This is a genomic window from Acidimicrobiales bacterium, from assembly GCA_040219515.1.
Classification (GTDB): domain Bacteria; phylum Actinomycetota; class Acidimicrobiia; order Acidimicrobiales; family Aldehydirespiratoraceae; genus JAJRXC01.
The window spans coordinates 302,746-320,554 of sequence record JAVJSI010000014.1 but is presented as its reverse complement, the minus strand read 5'-3'; the positions used below and the strand labels follow the sequence as shown (position 1 = coordinate 320,554).

16 protein-coding genes are annotated in these 17,809 nt (G+C 63.9%); 4 read left to right on the top strand and 12 right to left on the bottom strand.

The window, feature by feature from the left end; all coding sequences use genetic code 11:
• Positions 1-23 precede the first annotated feature (23 nt).
• A complete protein-coding gene (locus RIB98_14865) occupies positions 24-266 on the top strand; it encodes a pentapeptide repeat-containing protein (protein ID MEQ8842263.1) in 243 nt (80 codons plus the stop codon).
• 404 nt (positions 267-670) lie between these two features.
• On the opposite strand, the gene RIB98_14860 is transcribed toward RIB98_14865, so the two are convergent.
• The 3 genes from RIB98_14860 to RIB98_14850 all read right to left on the bottom strand — a co-directional run bounded on the left by RIB98_14860 (position 671) and on the right by RIB98_14850 (position 4,498).
• A complete protein-coding gene (locus RIB98_14860; protein MEQ8842262.1) occupies positions 671-1,807 on the bottom strand; it encodes a hypothetical protein in 1,137 nt (378 codons plus the stop codon).
• Positions 1,808-2,054: 247 nt separating this feature from the next.
• Positions 2,055-4,262 (bottom strand): hypothetical protein, encoded by a 2,208-nt coding sequence (locus RIB98_14855; protein MEQ8842261.1) that lies wholly within the window; start codon positions 4,260-4,262, stop codon positions 2,055-2,057.
• The gene (locus tag RIB98_14850; GenBank protein ID MEQ8842260.1) at positions 4,259-4,498 is read right to left on the bottom strand and encodes a hypothetical protein; all 240 of its coding nucleotides are present in this window, start codon (positions 4,496-4,498) and stop codon (positions 4,259-4,261) included. The genes RIB98_14855 and RIB98_14850 overlap by 4 nt, the downstream gene beginning before the upstream one ends.
• Positions 4,499-5,304: 806 nt before the next feature.
• Between RIB98_14850 and RIB98_14845 the strand changes: the two genes are divergently transcribed.
• Complete coding sequence (locus RIB98_14845; GenBank protein MEQ8842259.1) at positions 5,305-7,887, top strand: S8/S53 family peptidase; 2,583 nt, start codon at positions 5,305-5,307, stop codon at positions 7,885-7,887.
• 391 nt (positions 7,888-8,278) lie between these two features.
• Positions 8,279-9,142, top strand: coding sequence for a hypothetical protein (locus RIB98_14840; protein ID MEQ8842258.1), 864 nt, complete (start codon positions 8,279-8,281; stop codon positions 9,140-9,142).
• A 318-nt stretch (positions 9,143-9,460) separates the two neighbouring features.
• On the opposite strand, the gene RIB98_14835 is transcribed toward RIB98_14840, so the two are convergent.
• Positions 9,461-10,000, bottom strand: coding sequence for a hypothetical protein (locus RIB98_14835; GenBank protein MEQ8842257.1), 540 nt, complete (start codon positions 9,998-10,000; stop codon positions 9,461-9,463).
• 281 nt (positions 10,001-10,281) lie between these two features.
• Between RIB98_14835 and RIB98_14830 the strand changes: the two genes are divergently transcribed.
• Positions 10,282-10,773, top strand: coding sequence for a hypothetical protein (locus RIB98_14830; protein MEQ8842256.1), 492 nt, complete (start codon positions 10,282-10,284; stop codon positions 10,771-10,773).
• Between the two features lie 127 nt (positions 10,774-10,900).
• Here the strand turns inward: RIB98_14830 and RIB98_14825 are convergent, their stop codons facing one another.
• The 8 genes from RIB98_14825 to RIB98_14790 all read right to left on the bottom strand — a co-directional run bounded on the left by RIB98_14825 (position 10,901) and on the right by RIB98_14790 (position 16,970).
• Positions 10,901-12,505, bottom strand: a complete 1,605-nt coding sequence (locus RIB98_14825) for a Mov34/MPN/PAD-1 family protein (GenBank protein ID MEQ8842255.1) — start codon at positions 12,503-12,505, stop codon at positions 10,901-10,903.
• Entirely contained in the window at positions 12,502-13,662 is a 1,161-nt protein-coding gene (locus RIB98_14820) for a ThiF family adenylyltransferase (protein MEQ8842254.1), read from the bottom strand. The genes RIB98_14825 and RIB98_14820 overlap by 4 nt, the downstream gene beginning before the upstream one ends.
• Positions 13,659-13,928: an EsaB/YukD family protein gene (locus RIB98_14815; protein MEQ8842253.1), complete on the bottom strand. Its 270-nt coding sequence runs from the start codon at positions 13,926-13,928 to the stop codon at positions 13,659-13,661. The genes RIB98_14820 and RIB98_14815 overlap by 4 nt, the downstream gene beginning before the upstream one ends.
• 61 nt (positions 13,929-13,989) lie before the next feature.
• Positions 13,990-15,090, bottom strand: a complete 1,101-nt coding sequence (locus RIB98_14810; GenBank protein MEQ8842252.1) for an FHA domain-containing protein — start codon at positions 15,088-15,090, stop codon at positions 13,990-13,992.
• A gap of 97 nt (positions 15,091-15,187) precedes the next feature.
• A complete protein-coding gene (locus RIB98_14805; GenBank protein MEQ8842251.1) occupies positions 15,188-15,787 on the bottom strand; it encodes a hypothetical protein in 600 nt (199 codons plus the stop codon).
• Positions 15,788-16,054: 267 nt separating this feature from the next.
• Positions 16,055-16,237 carry a hypothetical protein gene (locus RIB98_14800; protein ID MEQ8842250.1) on the bottom strand — a complete coding sequence of 61 codons (183 nt, stop codon included), beginning with the start codon at positions 16,235-16,237 and terminating at the stop codon, positions 16,055-16,057.
• 200 nt (positions 16,238-16,437) lie between these two features.
• The gene (locus RIB98_14795) at positions 16,438-16,560 is read right to left on the bottom strand and encodes a hypothetical protein (protein MEQ8842249.1); all 123 of its coding nucleotides are present in this window, start codon (positions 16,558-16,560) and stop codon (positions 16,438-16,440) included.
• 20 nt (positions 16,561-16,580) lie between these two features.
• Positions 16,581-16,970: a Calx-beta domain-containing protein gene (locus RIB98_14790; protein MEQ8842248.1), complete on the bottom strand. Its 390-nt coding sequence runs from the start codon at positions 16,968-16,970 to the stop codon at positions 16,581-16,583.
• Positions 16,971-17,809: the final 839 nt, after the last annotated feature.

Here is a 17,809-nt window from a genome sequence, read left to right as displayed (position 1 = left end):
TTGTCACTTCTGAGAATCGCACGATGGCCACCACCATCACGGCGATGACCCCGACCTACACCACTACGAGGGACTCACCCGACGCGAACGTTGCCCACGCGAACCTGACCAGCGCAAACCTCACCGGAGCGGACCTGGGTGACGCGAACTTGATCGACGCCAATCTGACCTACGCGAACCTGACCGGCGCGAACCTCACCCGTGCAACCCTGGATGGCGCAAACCTGACCGGCGCGAACCTGACCAGCGCAATCGGCTACCGATAGACCGGCCTAGGATCCGCATTGGAGCTGACCCGACTGCAGGAAGTGGACCTCATCGGGGCCTTCCTGAACTCCGTGGACCTCCGCGACGCTGACCTGTCTGGTGCGCTGCTTGACGGCGCTCGACTGGACGGAGCCAACTTGCTTGGTGCTGAACTCAGTGGTGTCGACTTGGACGCGGTTGATCGGGCGTTCTCAGATGAACAACGAGTCGAGAAGCGCTGCGTACTCGGCTACCGCTTCACGGTGCGCATGGAAGCTTGCGGCCCAGCTTCGTCCCTGCCGGAAGGATCAACGGCGGGGCACAAGAGGCGGCAAACACTGCCAACGTCGCGCGGCAGCCCCGCAGATTCACTCGTGGAGCAACTACGCCCATGGGCGCCGGGGAGGCGAGCCAACGGCTCAAGTCACGCTGCCTTCGGCACACCGAGCCGTTCGAGCCAGGCCGAGATCGCGTTAGCGTCGATACCTGCCACACCTGCGACTACCGCGAACTTGGGCAGTACCGAGAATTGGATCACGAGATCCTGCCCAGAAATCCGGAACCCCTCGGCCCCCTCAACGGGGTGGAGCTCACTCGAGCCGTTGCGCGGGTCGACGAGCTCAATGAACTCGTGCTCGCTGAAGAGCACGAGTTCGACCGGCTCCGGCTCGCCGAACAGAAACGTCTTTCGTGCTCGAGCAGTCGACGGCGCTGGGAGCCGAGCCGACGGATCGAGCATGATGGCTGCGCGGCTCGGGCGCCCCCCGCTTCCACCTGCGGCCCCCTCAGCTACGCGGCCGCCACCTGACCGTTCAGCTTCGGACCTGGTCTGAACAGGGACGCCGTAGTGGCTCATCCACGATTCAATCTCGGCCTCGGAGCTACCCGCCATGTCGATCACCGAAGTTTGAAGACGCAGTTGAGCGAGTTCCGCGTGGTTGAAGTCGACCACCAGGCCGCCCCGCCATTCGTGTGAACTCGCTCCTTCGTACCGACAGCGAATGACATCGCTTGCATCAATCGCAAGCCCAGGGCGGTCCTGAAGCGGCACAAGCGCGCTGGAGGCAGCCGTGAGGATGATGCTGCCGTCGTGCACGAACGACGCGTTCACGAGCAGAGATTGCCCGTCCGGATGGTGTGCCTCGCCGACCGGCGCGCTCCGCGGAGAGGTCCCGATCGTGTGCGGGTTGCCGTCCGGTCTGGGCTTTGTCTGGGCTTCGCTCCGCTTCTTGGGATCTACGAGAGTGCCCCTCTTCTTGATCAGTTCAGTGAGCGTGTTTCCGCCCCAGTCGAAGATGCACGAGACCGTCGGCTGTTCGTCGTTGATTGCGTCGGAGTAGAGCGCCATGTACGGATGAATTGAAGAAACACGCTGGAGGGCCCCCAGCTCGTGCAACTCCGTGCTCAGATCCGGCCGGCGCACCAGCAGATGGCCCCCATCCGACGCGAGGTAGATCGTCTCATCTCTAAGACGGCAGTGAGCCTGAGCCGGGCCGTGCGTGACCGCACCGCCGGGAAGTAACGCTGCGAGTTCCTTCTTCAACCGCCGTCGACCAAACATGGGTCGATACTGATCTAGGGGCCCGGGCTACGCAATACTCACCCTTGGAGCGCTAGGACTCTTTGAATCTCCCCGCGTTCCACTGGACTCCACCTTTGTCTCGGGCCCGCAGAGGATGACCAGCTCGCGGAGTTCTTCAATCGAGGACGAGTCAGGTTCCACAGGCGGTAGGGGCGACAACCCAGTCGCGAGTGGCTCGGCTCTCTACCGAACAGAAGCCATTCGCCAACGCAGGCGAACGCGAATGCTACGGCCTTGGGCGCGTGGCGATGGCGTCGTCCACTCGGTTGCGGATATCGCTGAGCGCGTCTACCGGGTCAGGATTGTGTTCGAAGATCGAGCGGACCGTCGCTGTCCTGAGCACTCCCCCGAGTGCATGGGCCGCCTCGTCGGGAGCACCGTCCCAGAGCTCGCCCCGGTCCTGTTCATCGATCCAGAGGGATGCGAACTGCGCCTGATGGGTGGGGACCTGATCGCAGCAGCAGACCGCTGCGAGGAAGATCGGGACCTGCTCCGCTGGGTCCAGGAGGCCAAAGCCTTCAGCGTCGTCGACGTCGTGAATCTCGGCCGTGCAAAGTCTCAGCGCGGGGACGTTCGGCTCGCTGAAGTCTTCCGCCACCCTCACCGCCACCGAATGCAGTGAGTCCCAATCACGACGTTCCACACTTAGTGCGAGGAGTTCCCAGCCGGCCAGAGTGCATGAGTAGTCATCCCAGCGATGATGCCGCTCCCACCACTGGTGTAGGTAGTTCTGAGCTTGATCGAGGTATCCGTTCTCTCCCATCCCGCGGGAAATGCTGATGGCCGCTTCGGCGTCACCGGCTTCAGCCGCTTCTTCAAGGAGTTCGAGCCTCTCTGCCCCGTCGGCTGACTCTGCGAGAAGCCTCGACGCAGCGCCGACCTTCCGAAACCTCGCCTCCTCAAGGAACGGGGTCCCGGCGTGGCTCTGGCCGACCGGAACCGACTCGGGCAGCCGGAGTTTGGCCATCTCAAGGACATAGTCGGCGCCGAGTGTCATCGCTGAGCTTGGCTCGACCACGGCGGTTGATGAGGGGGGCGTGGCGAGGATCTCATTCAGCCTGAGGCGTAGCGGTTCGTCTCCTCTCTCAAAGAATGCTGATGCGGGCCGCCCAATTGCGATCGACCACTGATTGCCTGTCTGGGTGGCGTCCCCGATCGGACGAGTCAGCCACTCGATGACGCCAGGAATACGAGCGGGGTCGGAGTACTGGCCGGGACGGGCCTTGCGCCGACACGCCTCCAGGAGGACTCCGAATTCGTCGATGGTGGGGCCCCGATGGGTTGGAAGGTAGATCTCTCGGAGGGCTTCGACGGCGAGCCAACGGAGGTCGGCGTCGTGGTCGAGACTCGCCGCTGACCGGGCATCGGCGATTCGAGCCCGAAGGGCGGACAACCCGCGTAGCGCTCGAGGCAACGTCTCGATGTCGTCGGCAGAGCACAGCGTGGCGAACAACGGTTGGGCCCGTGCCTGTTCGCGCTCATCGAACCTCGGTTCCACCGCAATGGATGTCAGGCTCGCCAGCCACCTTGCGTCCTCGGGGCTGGCGTGCATCCCGACAAGGGGTCGGCCGGCGAACATCTCGCTTGGTCCAAGTACGACGACGATTGCGCCGCAACGAGAGATCTCCCGCATCGACGCACGAATCGATCCTGCATCTCGCAGGACGTGCGCAGCGTCGTCGATGAACGTCACGACCGGCCGGCCGGCTCTCCCTGCGGCGGCAACCAGGGACCGCGCATAGTCCTCGAGAACATCCCTGCCCGGAGTGTCCTCAAGGACATGAAGAGGGGATGCTCGAAGTACGGGATGGGCCCTCAGCGCCTCAAGAACCGACCGTGATCGGCCCGATGCTGCGGGACCGTGCACCGCCACGATCCTCCTGTCATGCCCCGTCGGCACATCAACGGCGTCTCGAAGAAGCTGACGAAGAAAGGCGTCGAACTCCCGCTCGACGTAGGTGGGCAGTCCGTGGCTGTCTACACACGGGGCGCCGGGAGCAAGTCCATCGAGCAGCGCCGAGCCGAGACCGAACCAGGCTGCGCCATCAACCTCGCGTACGAGGGGGGCTTCCTCGGCGCTGTCGGTCCGGATCACCCGCCTTAGCGCCGACAGCCAAGTCTCAGCAGGTCCGGCGAGGTCGAGATCACGTTGCCCTGCCGCACGACGACGACGGGTGATCGTCGCTGCTGAACGATTCACCTGGCAGGCGTTGGCCAACCGGGTGGCCTGCTCGGGACCGAGAACGTCCGAGACGACATCAGCGACGATCGCAACCTTCTTCGGCGGAACCGAGCCTCGGCTACGCCAGCTCCGCACGGCTGACGGCTTTGCCTCGACCCGTCTGGCGAACTCCCCGTTGGTGATCACCCCGTCAGCGCCGAACGTGGCGTTCAGGACATCGCGAACCTCGACGACCGGGTCGGTGCCGCTCATCGCTTGCCCCAGACCGAACCGCGAGAGGTCCCGGACTTGAGTTCAGTCAGCTTCCAGAAGCCCATCCGCCGCTTGATCTGCTTGCCCACCAGCGCCCGAAACATCGGCTCACCGCCAAATCGCCGACCGGCGTCGGCCATTGCAGGGTGCTCCACCACATCGAGCGTCGTGAACTGAGCAGGAAGATCCACAATTGCCTCCTTCATGCGGCCGAGGGGAAGATCCGTCATCTTCATCAGCTCAGCTCCTTCCAATGGATGACAACACCGTGGCGCCGCTACGCCGATGCCAGTTCCTTGTTGGCCCGAGTACACGACGGACTGGCCCCGGTCGTGACGTAGGAACCATCGGGGCAGAACAAGCGAAGGTGGCCGCTCTTTCGCACCTCGACCTCAACCCCCGCTCGCCGGAGACGCTTCGTGCGCCGCTGCAACCCTTGTGATCCGTTCATGACACCTCGTCCTTTCGTTGTCGTGAGGCACCGCCAATGAACCAGCGCGCAGGGGGTGCGCACATAGTAGGACCAAGTGCGCATCCTACAACTCGTTGCGCATGCAAGCAGAAAATAGGGCATTCGTGGACCCCCGTTTGTCGGTTTCAGGTCGCTGAATTGTTGAGCCAAGGGCGAGCTGGCCCGGGCGACCCGCCGAGAGAACGTCAACCACCCGCCGGGGTCCGCGTCATCCAGCCTCCGCGATGATCGATTGAAACCGCCGGCGGAAACCCGTTCGCGGGCAACCGAGTGGCAGAGTGGCGCATGACTTCCGGAGAAGGTCCCGCTCCAGGTTGGCACCCTGACCCTCTCGAGGAGGGTCGCCTCCGGTGGTGGGACGGCAGGACGTGGACAGACCAGACTCACCATCCCGAGGCCAAGACAACGGCGTCCGCAGCGCCAAGTCGGGGTCCGGAAGAAGAGCCGAGCGAGCAACCGTCACCGCGCGGTCGTAGCCGACGGACCCCCGTTGTCACCGCAGCTGTCGGCGTCGCTCTCCTGGTCGCCGTCGCTGTGGTTGTGTGGCCCCGGGACGCGTCCAACCCCAGCGTGGGCGGAAACGACGACGAGCCGAGCTCTGCTCCGACTGCCCCGGCATCGCTGCCTGACGCCCAGCTGGACGCCACGATCCAGGCGAAGCGCGGGTCTTCTGCGGTTCTTCTCCTCCCGCCGGCCGAAGGACTCACCAGTGAGATCGAGTTCGACGGTCCGGGCTACACGGCTTCGGTGACAGCGTCGAGTGAGCACCTCGCGCTGTCCGTGGCGGTCGATGCGGACGCACCTAGGGCCGCGGAGCCGGTGGCGGTGGAACTCTGTCCGCCGGAATCAGGCGAATGTTCCAGCACGGTCCTGCTCGTCACCGTCGATGTCATCTCCGCGGAGGCCGACGGCGAGTCTGCTTCGGTTCTTCGGCCGTCGCCGCAGCGGGTGGAGATCACCTCGCCAGAGGAACCCGCTGTCGTCATCGACGAGTTGATCGTCTACGGCGTGGCGGGTGCCGATGCCGAGACGGTGCGCGAGGCGATCCGGAACGTGGGCGGAACCGTCGTCGGCCAGCTCCCCACCGTTGGGATCTTCCAGGCCCGCTTCGACGACCCGTCGCAGCTCTCTGCGGTGGCCGTCTCGCTGCGGAACGACTCAGCGGTGGCGGCCACGACTCCTCACGTCCTCGCGCCCCGGAACGTGACCGTCGCGGAGCCGACGGGGTCGCCCAACGACTGGGATGACGATGAGGACGACGCCACCTGGCACCATCGTCTCACCGGCGCCACCGAGGCATGGGCCACTGGACACCACGCCGGGTCCGTCGATGTCGGAATCGTGGACGAAGCCCTGTTCCCCAACCACGAGGACCTCGTCAACGTCGTCGCTACGAAGTTCCCTGAACACCACATCAGCCCCGGTTCGGTCGGCGTGCGAGACGACTACGCACACGGCACCCATGTCGCCGCACTCGCCTGCGGGGAAGGCGGCAACGACCTCGGTCTTCTCGGAACCGCGTGGCGGTGCCGACTCCACACATTCGACAAGTGGGCGGAATTCCGCGGGATCGATGCCCCCGACGTGTCGTCGCGGGTGTACCTCCCGACGCACACCTCCACCCTCTATACCTACATGGGAATCCTCGACGTGATCGATCGAGGTGCGTCCGTGGTCAACATCTCGCTGGCCACGAGTGCCCCGGAACACCTCTCGACGCGGTGCACCGACCCCCTCACGGACACCAACAGAACGAAGGCGGCCGAGGCCGCTGCCGCCCAGCAGATCGGCTACGACCTCATCTTCGGAAGCCACCCCGAAGTGCTCTTCGTGATCGCCGCCGGGAACAATTGCACGACGATCGATCTCGTTGCGCCGGCTGGTGCCGCGTTGAACGAGTCGCTGTCCAACGTGATCACAGTCGGTTCCGTCGACGCCGACCGTCGCGTCTCGGCCTTCTCCAGTTTCGGCGAAGGCGTCACCCTGCTCGCCCCCGGTGGCTTCTCCAGCACCACCGGCAACGCCGTCTGGAGCGCAGGAGCGTTCCCGTGCAGCACACTCGGCGGTTGCGATTCGCGCTACAACTCGAGCGCCGGAACCTCGCAGGCAGCCCCGCAGGTCACGGGGGCCGCCGCCATGATCCTCGAACAACAGCCGGATGCCGCGCCGAGCGAGATCATTGCCTGTCTCACGACTTCACCGAACCGGGCGACCGGGGTGAGCGACAACCTCGTCAGTGCGACCCCTGCTCGCGTCGCCGACGCCGAGTGGGCCAAGGCGACGCCGATCCTCCACGTACCCACGGCAATCGACTGTCTTGCCGAGCCGGAACCGGAGCTAATCACCGTCCAAGGCGTGACCTACGCCGAGCCGTTGGCCGGCAATTGGACCCCCAGCGACCGGGCTCGATCGATCGTGGCGATGGGCATGGGAAACTCGGGCTATGGCATCACCATTTATCCCGGCCTGCTGATCGACGACCTCGTCGCCTCGACCGAGCCGTACTGGCAGGAACTCGTGGACGAGGGGTTCTATGACCCGTCACCGCACTGGTACGAGCAAGTGGAGGTCCAGGGGGCCGACCGAGCGATTCGCTTCACCGACCCGAGTTCCTCTGGCGACGGGGCCAGCGACAACCTGATGATCGAGGTCGGCAACGTGACGATCGAGGCCTACGCCTACGTCTACATCGAGGACCTGGACGTCTTGGGTTCGGCGGATCTCGCCCACTTCCTTGACTCGATCCGGGTCGCTCGCGACGAACTCCCAACGCTGCCGACATCGAGCGGTTCGGCCCGTTGCGAGAATCGGGAGGTCGCCACATTCGGCGGATCCACGGAGGCGGGGTTCGACGTGGTCGTGTGCATCGACACCAACGGCAACCTGCAGTACCACGGCGTCGAGGTCGCGACCGGACTCGAGATCCGCCTCTCCGCCTGCCAGGTGGCCGATGGCCTCTTCGCCGCGCTCGACGGCAACACGCTCTACCTGGTGGACGGCCGCATCCCCGAGGCGTTCAGCTCCGACGTGTCCATTTACGATGAATCCGGATCGCGGTACTTCAACGACCTGTTCGTCGGGGTGGTCGGCACCGGCGACAAGGGCCAACTGTGTGGCAGCGGCGTTCTCGACCACCCGGCACTCGACAGCTGACTCTCCGCGCTGAAACGGGCCACAGGGGCTCTCGGCCCGGCGCAACGGTGAGCAGCGGTTCTCCGACGAAAAACGAGTCAGCACCCGCCGTCACGTGGATGACGCACCTTGCTCTCCATGGGGCAAGGTTGGTGCACCGAGACGGAATCACTGGGGCACCGCGGGGTGTGTGGTGGTGCGATGACACGCCTCGGTGCCACAACTACGAGAGCAACTCCACCGCAGAGGCCACCGGTTGGGCAGAGCTAGCATCAGGGCGTTGGGAGGACGTCGTCGACTCGGTGAGCGCCGAGGCGACGTGGCCTAGGGTGTGCCGATGCGGATGCTCTGTGCGGTGGTAGCGGTCGTGGTTCTCGCGGTGTCGTGCGGAGACGACTCCTCGGAGTTGGGCGTGGAGGGCGAATCAACTACAACGGCCTTGCCGGCCACGACCACACCGGCTGAGCCGACCGGCGATGCCTTTGCCTTCACCTTTCGTCTTTCTGAAGAGAGTTCGCCAGAGTCGGCCGCCAGATACATCGACGCCCAGCTGAGCCAGTATCCGGGCGCGTCCCCTGCCGAGATCAACGGTCGTGACGTCACTGTGGTGGTCACCGGAATAAACGAAAGCGACACCGATGCCGTGCTGGATGCCGTGACGTCCGGAGATTTACCTACCGTCTCGTTCAGACCCGTTCTTGACGTCGGCGCTTCCGGCACTGACCTCACGGCCGCTGCGGCGCTGTGCGACTACCCCGAAGGTCAGGGCGCTCCCGCCGAGTTCGCCGCCGGTATCCCGACGCCCGATGCCGACGCCGATCAGTGCATGGTCGCAGAGCAGATCGACAACATCGACGGCGTCGACGTGGCGTCCGTGCTGCTGCTCGGTCCTGCACCGGCCCTCATCAGCACCTCCGGGGTGGGAGCTCGCCTGACCGGTCTCGCAGTCGAGGACGCCAACGCGCAGCTGACCGCCGGCTGGAGTGTCGACCTCGTGCTTCGCTCGGGCTCCCCGGGCATCGACGACTTCAATGCGCTCGCCGCGCAGTGCGTCGCCGGCTCCGCCGTCTGCCCCAGCGGTCGCGTGGCGATCGAGATCAACGGCGGTGTGGTGAGCGCGCCGACCATCCAGGCGGCGAGCTTCGACCGGACTCAAATCCAGATCACCGGCAACTTCAGCGAAGGCGAGGCGAAGGACCTCGCCCTCGTCCTCCGCGACAGCTCCTCGCTTGAACTGTTGATGATCGAAGGGACACGGACCACGCCGTTGAACTAGCGGCGGGGTGCGAGCGTCTACCAAGGTGGACGACGATGTCCCGGAGACACCAGCATTCGACTGGAGAACGCTGGATGTAGCGAGAGCAGCGACAGCGCGTATGTGTGCCCCTGGCCTCGATCGGATTCCGTCCAATCAGAGTTCACACTCATCAGTGTCGAGAGCGCACGAATCGAGCCCGTCGAAGGAGAGGTACGCAGAGTTTACCCAACCCTGCTGAACAAAGACGGGGTCGAAATAGACAACGCGGAACGAAACCGACGTCACCACATATGCGGACTCTGGGTTTGGAGTTTACTCCTTGGCCTCAAGTGAGGCTCAGAGGGAAGAAATGATCGCTGCTCGCTGAGAGGAATACTCAACGTCCGAGATGAGGCCGAGAGCCTTCAGCTCGTCCAGGCTTGCGAGACGTTCGGCGATGGTGGCCCCAGAAGAATCTGAAGACGGTCGAGTCTCTGCTGGGTGTGAACCGCCATCGGGAACATATGACAACAGCTGGCTGAGCCCCGCCCTGAGTTCAATCGCCGATAGCGACGGGACTTCGAGCAGCCACTCTCCCTTGTCATCCACAACGGCCAAATAGGACAGAACTCGTTCCTTCTTTGCTATCAGGGCGAAAGCTCCAAGCAAGAGGAGGCGTGGACCGGTGACGCGCTTCTCCACAGACTCACGATCGTCTGCCGACAGCTCAACCACGGTCCTCCATGGAATCTCGATCAAACTCTTTCTTGCCCGGAGCCGTACGCCATCGGAGGTGAACTCGATATCGAGGTTCTCTACCTGACCTGGGGCATTCGGATGGCTACCCAGGTACTTTGCTCCTCTCAGGCGCGTGAGGACATCGCTCGGCTTAGCCATCACGTCAATCTACTCCTCCTACTCCTCGCTCCCATAGACGATGAAATGGCTAAGAGGCGAAGCACGCTACCCGCGAGTGGGATTGCCAGTAGTGCTGGGCCCTCGGCCGGGCAACCGAAACCGCACAACCAAGGGACTCATGCGAGCGAAAAGAAGGATTCCATGGCGGCGCTTTCGCCGGCGGAGCCGACCTGGCCCATCGATCTGACCACCGCGCACAGGCACAGGATCTATCTCTGCATGTCACCATCGGCATTATTCCTGTGCCGTGGGTCGATCTCATGATATCGCCGATCCGACAGGTCGCGAATCGTCGACCCGAACTCCGCCGAAGCCTGCCGGCAACGTGGGGAGACGAACCGCTCGTTCGCTCTAAGATCGCTGCCGAACTCAAGGAACTGTGGGTGCTCATCGAGGAAGACGCCGACGTCGAACTGCAGCTCGAGTTCGAGCTTGCCGATCTGGTGGCCACTCGGCAGCCGATTGTGCCCGGGCAGCGTCGCCAACTTGCCGCAGCGCAAAACATTGCTGCCACGACGACACTTCGTATTCGCGATACCGCGATCGCGGTGATCGAGGAACGCGATGACGACGCGGTCGTCCACTGCTATGGAGCGGAGGTGACTTTCCCGATTCGTTCCGTAGCCACACTTCGACGTGCGTTGTCGGGCGAAGCGGTCACTGTCGCCGATTTGAGCGGAGACCTCGATACCGATGGTTGTATCGTGCTGGCTCGCCGGCTCGTTCGCGAAGGCATCCTCGCGATCGAGTGAGCACCGCATCCACCGTTCTCGGGATCGACTCCCCAGGGAAATCGGCGGCCGCCTTGCGAATGATCCCACGGTCCGTCCGTAGGTCCTGATTTACTTGGCAGCGCCGGGCGGCTGCGGCAGGCAGTGCCTATCCATCTTCGGTCCCGACGGAATCGACGGGCGCAATCGTGGAGGTCGTTGCGTCGTCCTCGGGAAGAACCCACGTCGAGGGAGGAACCGTGCTCGAGGGCACCGTGGTCGACGGCAACGACGAGAACACGCTGATGATCTGCGGGACTCCAGTACACGTGGGTACGACGACGAGCGCCCGCTCTCCGACCGCATTGACGTATGCAGCGAGTGGTCCGGGGCAAGCCACCGACCCCGACTCGGGAACTGCGCTCTCATCGTCGAGAGACACGCTGACGACTTTGCCCTCGCCGTTTCCCGCGAGCACGGCCACAGACGCAACGTCGTCGAGAACATCGAGGTGGAGTCCGCCCATCAGCGCCGGATCACTCGCCGCCTCAGCCCAAGCACCGTCGCGCCAAGTGCGGATCGTCTGCTCGCCGTCGACGATCGCATAGAGGCCGCTGTCATCAGCAGCGATTGCCACGAGAGGCAACGATTCGGCCGGCATCAGCAGGCTCGGTACCGCGTCCGACTCCTCTGCGTTGACGTCGTACTCGTAGACGGCACCGTTCGCATCGAGCACCCAGAGAAGGTCGTCGTAGATCGCAATCCCGGTGGGATCGACCCACGGGACCTCCACATCGTCCAGCAGCGCCACTACTCCGGTCGGACCGCCGACTTCGGCGAGACTCCCGTCACCTGGATCGACGTAGAAGACCCGGCCAGCGCTACTCACTGTCACTGGCGGCACTGAATTGCTTCCTGTCTCACCCATCATGGCGACGATGGCCGTCAGCCCAGCCGCCGATCTGGGGCCGGCGCGGAGCAATCCCGGCTCACCGACAAAAAGGGTTCCATCACGACCGAGCGCAACAGAACCTGCATCGACGAACGTCTGCTGTGCAGTCAACTGGGGTGATACCCGCCGCACCGCGTCGTCGCTGTCCCCAGAGCGGAAGAAGATTGCGAACGCCATCGCTCCGAGGATCATCCCGGCAAGCACACCGATGATCGGCGAAATGGAGGGTTTCGAACCGGCATCAATGAGCGCAGGACGCCCAGAATCTGCGGCGCGAACAGGCTCATGAAGCGGCCGATCCGGGTGGGGGGCATCCGTTCGGGTGCAAACATCCCAGTCGACGATCCGCTGGAGTTCGCCGTCGATGGGGGCAAAGAATCCGTCGTCGCCGGAGATCGGATCGATGACGTATGCGATCTGCCATGGTTCGTTGAAGAAGTTGGCGCAGATGAATTGATCGAACTCCGAGAGGAAAATCCCGAAGCCGGGATGGCTGTGGTACCAACCGACGATCCGTTGGTCGGGCCAGCTCTCGCTGAGTTGTTCGTTGATGTAGTCCCATGCCTCGTGCGTGAAGGTCAGCGACGACTTCGTGGCCTCGGCTCCCTTCGCCGGGATGGCGCCGGAGATCATCAGAGTCGAGGTCGTCGTGTCGATCTCGCCGACCATTACTCCACCCTGCTCGACACTGGTGTCGGACGATGCGTGAGCGCGCATCGCATCGCCTGCGTCTCGCTGCATGTGGATACGCAGCACCGAGTTCGTCGGGCCACTTTGCGCTGACCCGAGCCCGACCGCATCCGTGTTGTCACCGGGAGTCATGACCAGCTCGCCGGGAGGTCGGAGAGGGCGTGTTTCGGCCACGCATACCGGTATGCGGACCCGCTACGGATGGCCAGCAGATCGTCGGCGCAGACGCCTGCCGACTCGATGCTCTGGGTCCAGAGCGGGCTCGCGGGCGTGATCGTGGTCGTGGTCGCCGGTTGCCGGTAGCGGTCGCACTCAGGACAACGGGCATCACCGGCTCCCGCAGTGCGTACCTGGGAACGAGCGGGGCTCGTTGTTTCACAACTCGGGCAGGACCACTCGATGATGAGGTCGTCGAACAGTTCAACAGTTCCTGAGGGCAGACCAACGGACTCGGCCACCCTCTCGAAGGTGAGGGCATCGTCTCGTTCCAGAACCATTGGATCAACATACGGATGGTGCGCCAGGCAATCGTCATCAACCGGATATCGCAAGGGGTATGCATCGTTGTTGACTCCATCGAAGACCATGGCGCCACACAACGGGTTCACGCCGGGCCGCCCGGCATGCAGGAGCTTCACCACCTCCTGCGCCTGAACGCCGGCGACGATCGACGCAGTGGGCACGCAGGTTGGCACCTTCCCCTCGACGAGATCCTCGGGCGAGAGCAGCCGACACGACTGCCGATGGGCCAGAGCACCAAAGTCTTCTTCCGTCAGCGTGCACTCGTAGCAGGAGTCGGGTGGCGAGAAGACGCGCCCCACCCCGTGAAGACCCTCGATCGCACCATCCACCCAGGGCCGAGAAGCCTGCCAGGCAAGCCTGTTCAGGTGCAGGCGCGCTTCTCGATTGTCCAGCGCGCCGACCATGACATCGGCCCGACGCCCCAGCCCAGTGCCGAGAGCTCGCAAGTCCGCCTGGATGCCCACCACTTCCACGGCGCCATTCAGCTCACCAGCTCGTTCGGCAACGGCGACCGCCTTCGAGCGACCGTTGTCGCTCTCGCGAAGCAGCACACAGCGAGCGAGGTTCGACATCTCGACAGTGTCGAAATCGATCACGACAATCGACCCGACACCCATGAGCACGAGGTTCTTGACGACCTCGTTGCCGAGCGCTCCGGCACCGACAACGAGGATCTTGGCCTCCGCGAGAACTTGCTGATCCCACCAGGAAATCCGCTCCTGGCGGTCGTAGCGAGACTCCTCGGATATCTCGATCGGAAGACTCATCCAGCGATGATCTCGGGCTGCAGGCGCAAGGTGTGTCCCTCGAGCACGCCGGCGTTGGAAAGGGTCTCAGCTCCGCTGAGTTGACGGCCCGAATCTCGGTGATGAAACCGATAGGAGATGGGTCCGCCGTCGGGCCCCAGGGTGGGCAGCCCCATTCGCTCCACCAGCGCGGCAAGGACACGGACAACGGGAACGTCGGCCGGAAGAGTCGCCTCCTGGCGGCGGCTTCCGGTGACATCCATGACAGTTACGTTCACCGACGACATTCGGCTCTGCCTTCCCTGCTCCATGGCATCTCCGAGCGCGGGCCGCTTGCGATATTCGTGCTCATGCCGTGGCCGCCCTCTCGAGATAGTTGATGACTGATGACCCAACCGAGATCTGGTCACCGGGTCTGAGACGATGGTTGGTGACTGGTGTTCCGTTCACGCTGACAGCGGCGCCCGGGGTGACTGCGAGGACGGTGCCGCTGCCGTCGCGCCGGAGCACGAAGTGGCGGGGAGTCACCGCCCGGTCCTTGACGAGAACGACGTCGACTTGGAAGTCAGACCCGACCACGGTTTCGGGCTTGTAGAGGATGAATTCTTTGCCAGCCATCGGCCCTGCAGTCAGCATCAGCCATGCGTCGCGCCGAAGACGGTCGACCAATCCGATACCCAGCCCGACCGCCAAGCCCGTGAGTGTGAAAGCAAGAATCAGCTCGAGGGTCGGGTCTGACGGCGCTTCGCTCCCCCGGAGAATCTCGCTGAGGGGATCCCAGAGTGCGTAGAAGATCAGACCGGCGATGGCGCCGCCGATCGAGCCGCCGATGACGCCATTCACGGCCTTCTTCGAGGACTGCCGCAATCCGATACCACCGCCGACGAACACCCCGAGAAGGCCGAAGAGCATGGCGAAGACCAGCCGCATCGTGTTGTTGAACTTGGAGATCGCTTCGCCTTCGGTCATGAACGGGTTGTTCTCGAACTCTCGGCCAAGGTCCTCGAGCTGCTGGATCAGGAAGTGCCAGCCCAGCCAACCCGCCATGAATCCCGCGCCGGCACCGATGGCCAATCCGACCACCCCATTGCGCCACGCTCGCTGCGAGGAGCCGGCCTGAAAACCCTCCCAGGCTGTGAGGAAGAACCCGATACATGCCCCTACGAACCCGATCCACAGACCGGCAAGCACCTTTGTGCCACCCTCGGTCTCCGCATTCCAGTCGGTGAACCCGATCACTTCGGCGAGAATTCCACCGGCGAGTCCGCCGATCGCTCCGGCGACAAGTCCCGAAGTGATCGAAGTGTTGCCCATCCACGAATTGGTGCCGGAGGCCGCTCCGCCGGCACTGGGGACGGGCGAGGCGGATACCGGAGGCAAGGCGCCAGGCTGCCGGATCTGTTGCTGGGCAACAGGAATGGTGTGGTCGACCTCGTCGGTACCGATCACCAAACGCTCGGGTGGAGATCCGTCCAGTCCGGGCGACCTCAGCCCGTCCGGCGGCTGATCGCGCCCGGTTGATTCCGTCATGGCTGTTCTCGATTCGTCACGATAGGTCGGTCAGGTCAAGGGTCGAGCCCTGTGGGGTCGGCGGCGGCGATTCGACTCGCGACGGTGCCGGTTGGGGCAAGGTCGGCGCAGGGCCGATCGGGTCCGACTTGGGACCCCCGACGGTATGGGTCCAGAGCTCCACATCACCGACGGGCACGACCGAGGGATTCTCATCCACCCACCTCGCGGCCACCGCATTCAACGGCGAGCGCACGTTGAAAGACTTGTATTGAATCATTTCGCCGATTTTCACGATGATGTCAACCAGTGTCTGGCCCGATGACCAGAAGTCTGCGATGCAGATCTCGTCGCCGGCTCGCGCACCGAAGTTCGGGTGAAAAACAATCGTGTCGGATATGCAGTACGGCTTTTCGCGCGGATAGCCCGACACCAACCTCACCGTCGCCCGGTGGTCGTTGGTGATCTGAGGCTGGCTCGAGCCCGGGGCGAGCGTCACTCCCGGTACCGAATAGCCGACGGAATACGCGGTTGGCGGATCGTCCTGGCTCGGTGTCACCCGGATCGATGGGTGGGATCCGAATGCTTCGCGCAGCATCACTGCATCGGCGGACAGCCTGCGGAGCCGGGGGTTCACTGATCAATCCAATCGATTGTCGCCCAGCAGGCCGGGCATCGACTGCTGTCCAAGCCGATCGGAGACCCACACGATGGGCAGACCGCGGACTGGACCGCGCGCAGCTGTTGGCCCGGAGACTGGCTTGCGGCACCATTCTCCTGCGGTCTATGTGTTGGGCCCGTCAGCGGCGAAAGTACCGACTGCCGCGTCTCTGCTTGCCAGATCCAATCCGTCCACGCTGCCCCGTCCCAGTACCGCAATACGCGGTCGGCTGCAGACGCCGAATCAGAGCCCGGGACCGGGTACCACCCGGCACCAGGCATCGGGGCAGCCTCCGGCTTCGGCGTCGGCGTCGGCGTCGGCGTCGGCGTCGGCGTCGGCGTCGGCGAGATTGGGACCGATGCGGCAGTCGACCAACCATGCTGCACGACTCTCGTCGCTGCTCCGACCATCTGTCGAGCCGTCCACTCGGAACAGCCGAAGGTGCCGCATCCCCCCGCCTCGTCCCAACAGTCGTGGTGGTACACGGTAGAGCAGGCGTCGCATCTGACACCGGACTCGTTCTCAAACGCGGAGAGACAATAGGGACACATCGGATCCTCGCCCACCAAAGTCTCTCTCCTACCCGCCCGTGAATTCGCTCTCCCATGGTGTCATCAATACCGATCTCAAGCCAGCACTTCGACGACGATCAATCCCACGAGATGACTCTTTTCGGCGTTGACGGCGATCGATTCGCTGGGCTCATCGACCGGCCTTGTCGACGAGGTGACGGAGATCTTCCCGCTCATGGCCCTTCGCCTCCGTCAGGTCAGTCGTCGTCGATGATGATTCCGATGCCGAGTCCGAAGAAGCGCAGGTCGAGCGTTGCATTCGTCGAAGGGTTGGCGAATGAGATGAGCACCCATTCGCCAAGGTAGGCGGGCGGTTCGTCGAGGGTGTCGCCGATGACCTCGATCGTCACGGTCTTCCCAGTCTCTCCGGGCAGGAACGTCACCGTCCCGACTGCTGCGGAGTAGTCGACGCCTTGCGTGGCGATGCCCGGAGCACCGGTGTCGATTGTTGCCCAGTCGACAGTGACTGTTGTTGCTGACGGGTTCGAAAGCGAGACAGGGACCTCGACGACCCGGCTGCCGCTGTCGCCTTCGGCCATGACGGCGAGGCCCGGAGTTATCGTTGGTGCGGGGTCATCATCGATCACGATGAAGCTCCGAAGAGTCCACCGGTGATCTTGGCAAAGGCCGGGTTCGCGAGCTGAACGAGCCCCCATTCGCCGTACAGCAACGGGGGTTCGTCGGTGGTGTCGCCGAGGATCTCGATGGGGATGTTCCGGGTGGTCTCTCCGGGTGCGAACGTGACCGTGCGCTGCTCCCAGTTCGCTCAGCCTCCGTTCTCACACTCTCGTTCGCTTGTTGAACGACGCCAGCAACCGTGCTGATGGTCGGTGCGGGACTCTCGGGAAGACTGCCACACGTGTCAACCGTGATCTGGCTGGCGACGTCGCCCGCCGCATGCCCACCCATACCATCGGCGACCACCCACATCCCCGAGCCGGCGAGGAAACGGTCCTCGTTGGATCGGCGACGCTTTTCCCCTGTCGCTTGCGCCCGCCCACGAAATCAACAGATCAGGTCGCGTGTGCTCGCCGCTGTCAATGCCCTGCATCTCAACTCCGATCCGTAGGGTCATCCGGTTGCGCATGGTAGGTCCAGCCTGCCTCCTGGCTGCCAACCGTTCCATGGGGAAAACTCCCCTTGGCCTGCAGGGACCGGCTTGCCTGAGACTTCGTCGGTCAAAACGCGGTGGCACCCACGCACGTCTATGTTTCAGAGAAGGTTGATCCGCCCGCCCCATCATTGGCCCTTGTTCTATCTCGTGGCGCAGCAGCGCTCAACTGATTCGCTGAGCGAACCAGCCGATGAACAAGACGAACCCACCAGGGTCACCTTGTTGGCCGGGAGAGCCGGTCGGCGACCCTGCGGCAATCGCTGGAGCCGCGTCCTGCGGGTAACACTTGCCGTCTTCGGGATCAGTTCCAAC

Bases quoted from the DNA above. Each gene is read 5' to 3' on its own strand.
- RIB98_14855 (MEQ8842261.1), bottom strand. From the start codon at position 4,262: ATGAGCGGCACCGACCCGGTCGTCGAGGTTCGCGATGTCCTGAACGCC.
- RIB98_14850 (MEQ8842260.1), bottom strand. From the start codon at position 4,498: ATGAAGATGACGGATCTTCCCCTCGGCCGCATGAAGGAGGCAATTGTG.
- RIB98_14835 (MEQ8842257.1), bottom strand. From the start codon at position 10,000: ATGGCTAAGCCGAGCGATGTCCTCACGCGCCTGAGAGGAGCAAAGTAC.
- RIB98_14860 (MEQ8842262.1), bottom strand. From the start codon at position 1,807: ATGTTTGGTCGACGGCGGTTGAAGAAGGAACTCGCAGCGTTACTTCCC.
- RIB98_14795 (MEQ8842249.1), bottom strand. From the start codon at position 16,560: ATGAGCGGGAAGATCTCCGTCACCTCGTCGACAAGGCCGGTCGATGAG.
- RIB98_14865 (MEQ8842263.1), top strand. From the start codon at position 24: ATGGCCACCACCATCACGGCGATGACCCCGACCTACACCACTACGAGG.
- RIB98_14815 (MEQ8842253.1), bottom strand. From the start codon at position 13,928: ATGTCGTCGGTGAACGTAACTGTCATGGATGTCACCGGAAGCCGCCGC.
- RIB98_14825 (MEQ8842255.1), bottom strand. From the start codon at position 12,505: ATGACTCCCGGTGACAACACGGATGCGGTCGGGCTCGGGTCAGCGCAA.
- RIB98_14830 (MEQ8842256.1), top strand. From the start codon at position 10,282: ATGATATCGCCGATCCGACAGGTCGCGAATCGTCGACCCGAACTCCGC.
- RIB98_14820 (MEQ8842254.1), bottom strand. From the start codon at position 13,662: ATGAGTCTTCCGATCGAGATATCCGAGGAGTCTCGCTACGACCGCCAG.